Source organism: Streptomyces ipomoeae 91-03 (assembly GCF_000317595.1).
GTDB lineage: Bacteria > Actinomycetota > Actinomycetes > Streptomycetales > Streptomycetaceae > Streptomyces > Streptomyces ipomoeae.
In genome coordinates this window covers 19,493-27,371 of record NZ_AEJC01000607.1, presented here as the reverse complement: position 1 = coordinate 27,371, position 7,879 = coordinate 19,493, and the positions used below count along the sequence as shown (strand labels likewise).

The following is a 7,879-nucleotide window of genomic DNA, read 5'->3' as shown; positions in this document are numbered from 1 at the left end:
CCCCATCGTTCTTGTGCCCGCGGGTGCCGGCTCAGCGCCTTGCCCGGCGGCTCCACCTTCGCTCCCAGTTCCATCAGCTTCTCCATGCTGTGTCTGTCCGGGGGCGGTGGTGAGGCGGTTGGTGTCAGCCGAGGGCTTTCCCGGGCAGTTCGACCTTCGCGCCCAGTTCCATCAGCTTCTCCATGAAGTTCTCGTAGCCGCGGTTGATCAGGTCGATGCCGTGGACTCGGGAGGTGCCCTGGGCCGCGAGGGCGGCGATCAGGTAGGAGAAGCCGCCGCGGAGGTCGGGGATGACCAGGTCGGCGCCCTGGAGCTTGGTGGGGCCGGAGACGACCGCGGAGTGCAGGAAGTTGCGCTGGCCGAAGCGGCAGTCGGAGCCGCCGAGGCACTCGCGGTAGAGCTGGATGTGGGCGCCCATCTGGTTCAGGGCCGAGGTGAAGCCCAGCCGGGACTCGTAGACCGTCTCGTGGATGATCGAGAGGCCGGTGGCCTGGGTCAGGGCGACGACCAGGGGCTGCTGCCAGTCGGTCTGGAAGCCGGGGTGGACGTCCGTCTCCAGGGCGATCGACTTCAGCTGGCCGCCGGGGTGCCAGAAGCGGATGCCCTCGTCGTCGATCTCGAAGGCGCCCCCCACCTTCCGGTAGGTGTTCAGGAACGTCATCATCGAGCGCTGCTGGGCGCCGCGGACGTAGATGTCGCCCTCGGTGGCCAGCGCGGCGGAGGCCCAGGAGGCGGCCTCCAGGCGGTCCGGGAGCGCCTTGTGGTTGTAGCCGCCGAGCGAGTCCACACCGGTGATGCGGATCGTGCGGTCGGTGTCCATCGCGATGATGGCGCCCATCTTCTGCAGGACGCAGATGAGGTCCTCGATCTCCGGCTCGATCGCCGCGTTCGAGAGCTCCGTCACACCCTCGGCGAGGACGGCCGTGAGCAGCACCTGCTCGGTCGCGCCCACCGACGGGTACGGCAGCCGGATCTTGGTGCCGCGCAGCCGCCGCGGCGCCTCCAGATACTGCCCGTCCGCCCGTTTCTCGATCTTCGCGCCGAACTGCCGCAGCACCTCGAAGTGGAAGTCGATCGGCCGGCCGCCGATGTCGCAGCCGCCGAGACCGGGGATGAAGGCGTGGCCGAGGCGGTGGAGAAGAGGACCGCAGAAGAGGATCGGGATGCGGCTCGACCCGGCGTGGGCGTCGATGTCGGCGACGTTCGCGCTCTCGACGTTCGTCGGGTCCATCACCAGCTCGCCCGGCTCGTCACCGGGGCGGACCGTTACGCCGTGCAGTTGGAGCAGCCCGCGCACGACCCGCACATCTCGGATGTCGGGGACGTTGCGCAGCCGGCTCGGACCGCTGCCGAGCAGCGCGGCGACCATGGCCTTGGGTACGAGGTTCTTCGCACCGCGGACACGGATCTCGCCACTGAGCGGGGTGCCGCCGTGTACAAGCAGTACGTCGTCAGAGCCGTTGACGGTCATGAATCTCGCGTTCCGTGGAGTTGGGCAGAGGTCTTTTCGGCGTGGGGGGCCATCCGGCCGACCCTTTGTGAGGGGGCCGATACGGCGGAGCCGGAGAGCAAGCGTAATCGCCGCCTACCCCCCTTCCGTAAGCCCAAGTACTTCTCAGCCACGTCATGGGTTCGCCACAACACGAACCGTTCACCGCCGGGCACATGGGGTCACCGACACGGCTGTTGCGCCCCGCTTGCTCACATGCGTCGTGAGCTGCGTTCACGTCGCTACGCGGATTGGCTCCCCGCGCGCGGGCAGGATGCGGGATCATGTCTGGCATGACCGAGGTGTCCTCGCTCACAGGGCGGCTGCTCGTGGCCACACCCGCCCTGGCGGACCCGAACTTCGACCGCGCTGTGGTGCTGCTCCTCGACCACGACGAGAAGGGCTCACTCGGGGTGGTCCTCAACCGCCCCACCCCAGTGGACGTCGGCGACATCCTGGAGGGCTGGGCGGCGCTCGCCGGTGAGCCCGGTGTCATCTTCCAGGGCGGCCCGGTGTCCCTGGACTCCGCGCTCGGCGTCGCCGTCATACCGGGCGGCGGCTCCGTGGACCGGGCCCCGCTCGGCTGGCGGCGCGTCCACGGCGCCATCGGCCTCGTCGATCTGGAGGCCCCACCGGAACTGCTCGCCTCCGCGCTGGGATCGCTGAGAATCTTCGCCGGGTACGCGGGCTGGGGGCCCGGCCAGTTGGAGGACGAGCTGGTCGAGGGGGCCTGGTACGTCGTCGAGTCCGAGCCGGGAGACGTCTCCTCGCCCTCCCCGGAAAGGCTCTGGCGCGAGGTCCTGCGCCGCCAGCGCAACGAGCTGGCGATGGTGGCCACGTACCCGGACGACCCTTCGCTCAACTGATGCCTGTGAGCTTCAGTACCCTTGGCGTCATGAGCACTCTTGAGCCCGAGCGCGGTACTGGTACGGGGACCCTCGTAGAGCCGACGCCACAGGTGTCGCACGGCGACGGAGACCACGAGCGCTTCGCCCACTACGTCCAGAAGGACAAGATCATGGCGAGCGCCCTCGACGGCACGCCCGTCGTGGCGTTGTGCGGCAAGGTGTGGGTCCCTGGCCGCGACCCGAAGAAGTACCCCGTGTGCCCCATGTGCAAGGAGATCTTCGAGTCCCTGGGGTCGGGTGGGGACGACAACGACGGCGGCGGCAAGAAGTAGCCGTCGGTTCACATGACCGCGGTGCCACTGAGCGGGTACCGCGGTCTTGTTGTGCCCCGGGGCCGCGCCGCCGGGCCGGGCGCCCCTTGAAAGCGACCCCTGTCACCCGAGCTCCAAGGCGCTGCCCGCGTTGCACAGAACGCTTCTCGGGATCACAAGGTGGTTGAGACCTCTTGTGGGCATGTTCATGTACTCCCTAGCCTCCGTGTGTTGTAGAGAGCAAAACGCTCGTTGCAGAGAGTGCAACGCTGCCCTGCCGTGACGGCTCCGCTCCCCCCACCGGAGGAACCCGTTCCATGAAACTCGCCGCCAGACTCCTCGCACCCATGGCCGCCCTGACTCTCGCGGGGCTGAGCGCCTGTGCTCCCCAGACCTCCGACAACTCCTCCGCGAAGGAGGACGAGCAGACCGGCACGCTCCGGGTCTGGCTCTTCCAGGAGGTGAGCAACGAGCCGAAGGAGAAGGTCGTCGACAAGGTGGTCGCGGCCTTCGAGAAGGCGCACGACGGCGCCGAGGTGAAGGTCGAGTACATCCCCGTGGAGACGCGCGCCCAGCGCATCAAGGCCGCCTTCAACGATCCGAAGAGCGCCCCGGACCTGATCGAGTACGGCAACACGGACACGGCCGGCTATGTGAAGGACGGCGGACTCGCCGACGTCACCGAGGAGTTCCACGAGTGGTCCGAGTCCAAGGACTCCGACCCGACCGCGAAGACCTCCGTGACCGTCGACGGGAAGATCTACGGGGCGCCCTTCTTCGTGGGCGTGCGCGCGCTGTACTACCGCACCGACGTCTTCGAGGATCTCGGCCTCGAACCCCCGAAGTCCCTGGACGAGCTGACCGACACCGCCAAGCGGATCCGTGCCGCCAGGCCGGATCTGTACGGGCTCGTCGTCGGCGGCGCCTACACATACGGCGCGATGCCGTTCGTCTGGGCCAACGGCGGCGAGATAGCCGAGGGCAAGGGCGGCTCGTACGCCGCGACCATCGACAGCGCCGCCGCCCAGAAGGGCATCAAGGCCTACACCTCGCTCTTCGGCGACGACAACTGCCCGGCCGCCAAGTGCGCGGGCATGGGCGGCAACGACACCGTCACCGCGTTCGCCTCCGGCAAGGCCGGCATGGCGATCGGCGGCGACTTCAGCCACGCGGCCATCGAGGCCGGCAAGGTCAAGGGCGAGTACGCGGTCGTACCGCTGCCGGGCGTCGAATCCGGCTCGGTCGCACCGGCGTTCGCGGGCGGCAACAACATCGGCGTACTGAACAGCACCACGCACCGCACCCTCGCCGTCGACCTGATGAAGCGGCTGGCGTCCAAGGAGACACAGAGCGAACTCTTCGACGCGATGGGCTTCCTGCCGACGTACACCGACGTACGGACCGAGGCGGCGAGGAAGGAGCCGTTCATCGAGCCGTTCGTGAAGACCCTGTCGTCGGGGACGAAATTCGTGCCCGTGTCGCCTGCGTGGGCCCAGATCGACGCGTCGCTCGTGCTGCCGACGATGTTCCAGGAGATCGTCAGCGGCAAGAAGGACGTGGCTGCCGCGTCCAAGGACGCGGCACGGCGGATGAATGACGTGTTCGGCTCCGTCGGGTGAAGCCGGTGGCCGAGGGCGCCGTTCCGATGAAGGCGGGGGGCGGTGGGGCGGCGCCCGATGGGGTGGGGGGCGGGGAGCGTGGGCGACTGCGGGTCGGTCGTGGCTCGTCGCGCCCACGCGGCGGTAGCCGCACATCCACCACGGCCCCGCGCCCCTTTCGGGGTGGCTGGACTCCCTGGCTCTATCTCGCCCCCGCTCTCGTCGTCCTCGGCGGGCTGCTCGTCTACCCCGTCTACCAGCTCGGGCTGATCTCGTTCCTGGAGTACACCCAGGCTCAGGTCAGCGGCGGCCGGCCGACCCGCTTCCAGGGGTTCGCCAACTACGCGGAGCTGTTCGGGGACTCCGAGTTCTGGCGGGTGCTGCTGGCCACGGTGTTGTTCGCGGCAGGGTGTGTCGTGTCCACCCTGGCCGTCGGGTGTGCGCTGGCCGTGTTGCTGACGCGGGTGCGGGCTCTGCCGCGGCTCGCGCTGATGCTGGCGGCGCTGGGGGCCTGGGCCACCCCGGCGGTCACCGGGTCCACCGTCTGGTTGCTGCTCTTCGACCCCGACTTCGGGCCCGTCAACCGGATTCTCGGGCTCGGGGACCACTCCTGGACGTACGGGCGGTACAGCGCGTTCTTCCTCGTGCTGCTCGAAGTGGTGTGGTGCTCCTTCCCGTTCGTGATGGTGACGGTCTACGCGGGCATCCGCGCCGTACCGGGTGAGGCGCTGGAGGCCGCCGCGCTGGACGGGGCCTCGCAGTGGCGGATCTGGCGGTCGGTGCTCGCGCCGATGCTCCGGCCGATCCTCGTCGTCGTCACCATTCAGTCGGTCATCTGGGACTTCAAGATCTTCACCCAGATCTATGTGATGACGAACGGCGGCGGTATCGCCCGGCAGAACCTCGTACTGAACGTCTACGCCTACCAGAAGGCGTTCGCGTCCTCCCAGTACAGCCTCGGCTCGGCGATCGGCGTGGTGATGCTGCTGATTCTGCTGGTGATCACCCTGGTCTATTTGCGGCTGCTCCGCAGACAGGGGGAGGAGCTGTGAATTCGTTGGGATCGCTGAGTTCGGTGCGTTCCGTGCGTTCCGTGCGTTCGGTGCGTCGGCCCTGGCGGCTCGCCGCGGAGGCATCCGCCCTGGTCATCGCGGCCGTGGTGGCGTTCCCCCTTTACTGGATGGTGCTCGGCGCCGTCAAACCGGCGGGGGAGATCGAGTCCGGTGAGCCCCGGCCCTGGACCCTCGCGCCGACCCTGGATTCCTTCCGACGGGTCTTCGGACAGCAGGAATTCGGCCGCTACTTCGTCAACAGCCTCGTCGTCGCCTGCGCGGTGGTGATCGCCTCGGCGCTGATCGCGTTTCTCGCGGCGACGGCCGTGACCCGATTCCGCTTCCGTTTCCGCACCACCCTGTTGATCATGTTTCTGATCGCCCAGATGGTGCCCGTGGAGGCGCTGACCATTCCCCTGTTCTTCCTGATGCGGGACTTCGGTCAACTCAACACCCTGGGCTCGCTGATCCTGCCGCACATCGCCTTCTCGCTGCCCTTCGCGATCTGGATGCTCAGGGGCTTTGTGAAGGCCGTACCGGAGGCCCTGGAGGAGGCCGCGTACCTCGACGGGGCGAGCCGTTCGCGATTCCTGTGGCAGATCCTTTTCCCGCTGGTCCTCCCGGGGCTGGTGGCCACCAGTGTCTTCTCCTTCATCTCGGCCTGGAACGACTTCCTGTTCGCCAAGTCCTTCATCATCAGCGACACCTCCCAGTCGACCCTGCCGATGGCACTCCTGGTGTTCTACAAGCCCGAGGAGCCGGACTGGGGCGGTGTGATGGCGGCGTCCACGGTGATGACCATTCCGGTGTTGATCTTCTTCGTACTCGTACAGCGACGACTGGTCTCCGGACTGGGCGGAGCGGTTAAGGACTGATGTGACGAATGACGTGACGGGAACGGAACTGATTCCGGCGCCGCGGCGCATCTTCTGGAGCTGGCCCGGCTACGGGCGCCTGGACGAGGAGACCCGGCTGGAGGTGGGGCCCGGCACCGAGGACGTCGCGCGCTGGCTGCGGGCGACGGTCGGCGCGGCGACCGGGTACCCCCTGCCGGAGGGCGGCGACTTCGCGTACCGCCTGGCGCTGAGCATCGACCCTGAGCTGCCTCCCGAGGGCTATCGCGTCGTCCTCGGCGCCGCCGACCACCTGATCCGGGGCGGCAGCGCGGCCGGCGTCTTCTGGGGCGCGCAGACCTTCCGGCAACTGCTCGGCCCGGACGCCTTCCGCCGGGCTCCGCTGCGGCCGGGGCAGGACTGGGACCTCCCCGAGGTCACCGTCGAGGACTCCCCCCGCTTTCCCTGGCGCGGCCTCATGCTCGACGTCGCCCGGCACTTCCTGCCCAAGGACCAGGTGCTGCGCTATCTGGATCTGATGGCCGCGCACAAACTCAACGTCCTCCACTTCCACTTGACGGACGACCAGGGCTGGCGGATCGAGATCGAGCGTCACCCGAGGCTGACGGAGGTCGGCTCATGGCGGGCGCGCACGAAATTCGGCCATCGCGCGTCACCCCTGTGGGAGGAGAAGCCGCACGGGGGTTACTACACCAAGGACGACATCCGCGAGATCGTCGCCTACGCGGCCGAGCGGCATATCAGCGTGATCCCCGAGATCGACATCCCGGGACACAGCCAGGCCGCCATCGCCGCGTATCCGGAACTCGGCAACACCGATGTCATCGACACGACCTCCCTCACCGTCTGGGACACCTGGGGCATCTCCCAAAACGTACTCGCCCCCACTGACAACACCCTGCGCTTCTACGAGGGGGTCTTCGAGGAAGTCCTGGAGTTGTTTCCGGCCGACGCCGCGCCGTTCTCGGCGTTCTCAAGGTTTGTGCACATCGGCGGTGACGAGTGCGCCAAGGAGCAGTGGAAGGCGTCGGCCACCGCGCAGGCGCGCATCGCGGAGCTGGGGCTCGCCGACGAGGACGCGTTGCAGTCGTGGTTCATCCGGCACTTCGACAACTGGCTGACGGCGCGTGGGCGTCGCCTGATCGGATGGGACGAGATCCTGGAGGGCGGGCTCGCGCCGGGGGCCGCCGTGTCGTCCTGGCGGGGCTACGCCGGCGGTGTCACCGCCGCCCGCGCGGGTCACGACGTGGTCATGTGCCCCGAGCAGCAGGTGTACCTGGACCACCGTCAGGACGGCGGACCGGACGAGCCGGTGCCGATCGGCTATGTGCGCACCCTGGAGGATGTCTTCCGGTTCGAGCCGGTTCCCCTTGAGTTGACGCCCGAGGAGGCGCGGCACGTACTGGGCACCCAGGCCAATGTGTGGACCGAGGTGATGGAGGACCCCGCGCGCGTGGACTACCAGACGTTCCCGCGCCTCGCGGCCTTCGCCGAGGTGGCCTGGAGCGATCTGCCGGCCCCCGCCGAGCGGGACTTCGCGGACTTCGAGCGCCGGATGACGGCCCACTACGCGCGACTTGACGCCCTGGGGGTCGGTTATCGGCCGCCCGGCGGGCCGCGTCCGTGGCAGCGGCGGCCCGGGGTGCTCGGACGCCCGATCGAGGGGGCACCCCCGAACGTGTGAGCGCGCCCGGGTGCCCGTACGCCCTGGAGCGCGTCCCTTGTGA

The 7,879-nt window shown here is 68.5% G+C and carries 7 protein-coding genes; 6 read left to right on the top strand and 1 reads right to left on the bottom strand.

Translation table 11 applies throughout. The features are described 5' to 3' along the window. Positions 1-124 precede the first annotated feature (124 nt). Positions 125-1,471 carry a UDP-N-acetylglucosamine 1-carboxyvinyltransferase gene (murA, locus tag STRIP9103_RS39025; protein WP_009336823.1) on the bottom strand — a complete coding sequence of 449 codons (1,347 nt, stop codon included), beginning with the start codon at positions 1,469-1,471 and terminating at the stop codon, positions 125-127. A 311-nt stretch (positions 1,472-1,782) separates the two neighbouring features. Between murA and STRIP9103_RS39020 the strand changes: the two genes are divergently transcribed. The 6 genes from STRIP9103_RS39020 to STRIP9103_RS38995 all read left to right on the top strand — a co-directional run bounded on the left by STRIP9103_RS39020 (position 1,783) and on the right by STRIP9103_RS38995 (position 7,836). After that, positions 1,783-2,355, top strand: a complete 573-nt coding sequence (locus tag STRIP9103_RS39020; protein ID WP_009336827.1) for a YqgE/AlgH family protein — start codon at positions 1,783-1,785, stop codon at positions 2,353-2,355. A gap of 29 nt (positions 2,356-2,384) precedes the next feature. Next, entirely contained in the window at positions 2,385-2,669 is a 285-nt protein-coding gene (locus STRIP9103_RS39015) for a DUF3039 domain-containing protein (protein ID WP_078614198.1), read from the top strand. A 296-nt stretch (positions 2,670-2,965) separates the two neighbouring features. Next, on the top strand, positions 2,966-4,267 hold the full coding sequence (locus tag STRIP9103_RS39010) for an extracellular solute-binding protein (protein WP_009336829.1): 1,302 nt from the start codon (positions 2,966-2,968) through the stop codon (positions 4,265-4,267). 26 nt (positions 4,268-4,293) lie between these two features. After that, complete coding sequence (locus STRIP9103_RS39005; RefSeq protein ID WP_086019378.1) at positions 4,294-5,298, top strand: carbohydrate ABC transporter permease; 1,005 nt, start codon at positions 4,294-4,296, stop codon at positions 5,296-5,298. Positions 5,299-5,330: 32 nt separating this feature from the next. Further along, positions 5,331-6,173: a carbohydrate ABC transporter permease gene (locus tag STRIP9103_RS39000; RefSeq protein ID WP_048821780.1), complete on the top strand. Its 843-nt coding sequence runs from the start codon at positions 5,331-5,333 to the stop codon at positions 6,171-6,173. A gap of 1 nt (position 6,174) precedes the next feature. Beyond that, positions 6,175-7,836 (top strand): beta-N-acetylhexosaminidase, encoded by a 1,662-nt coding sequence (locus STRIP9103_RS38995; RefSeq protein WP_009336820.1) that lies wholly within the window; start codon positions 6,175-6,177, stop codon positions 7,834-7,836. The last annotated feature ends 43 nt before the right edge of the window (positions 7,837-7,879 follow it).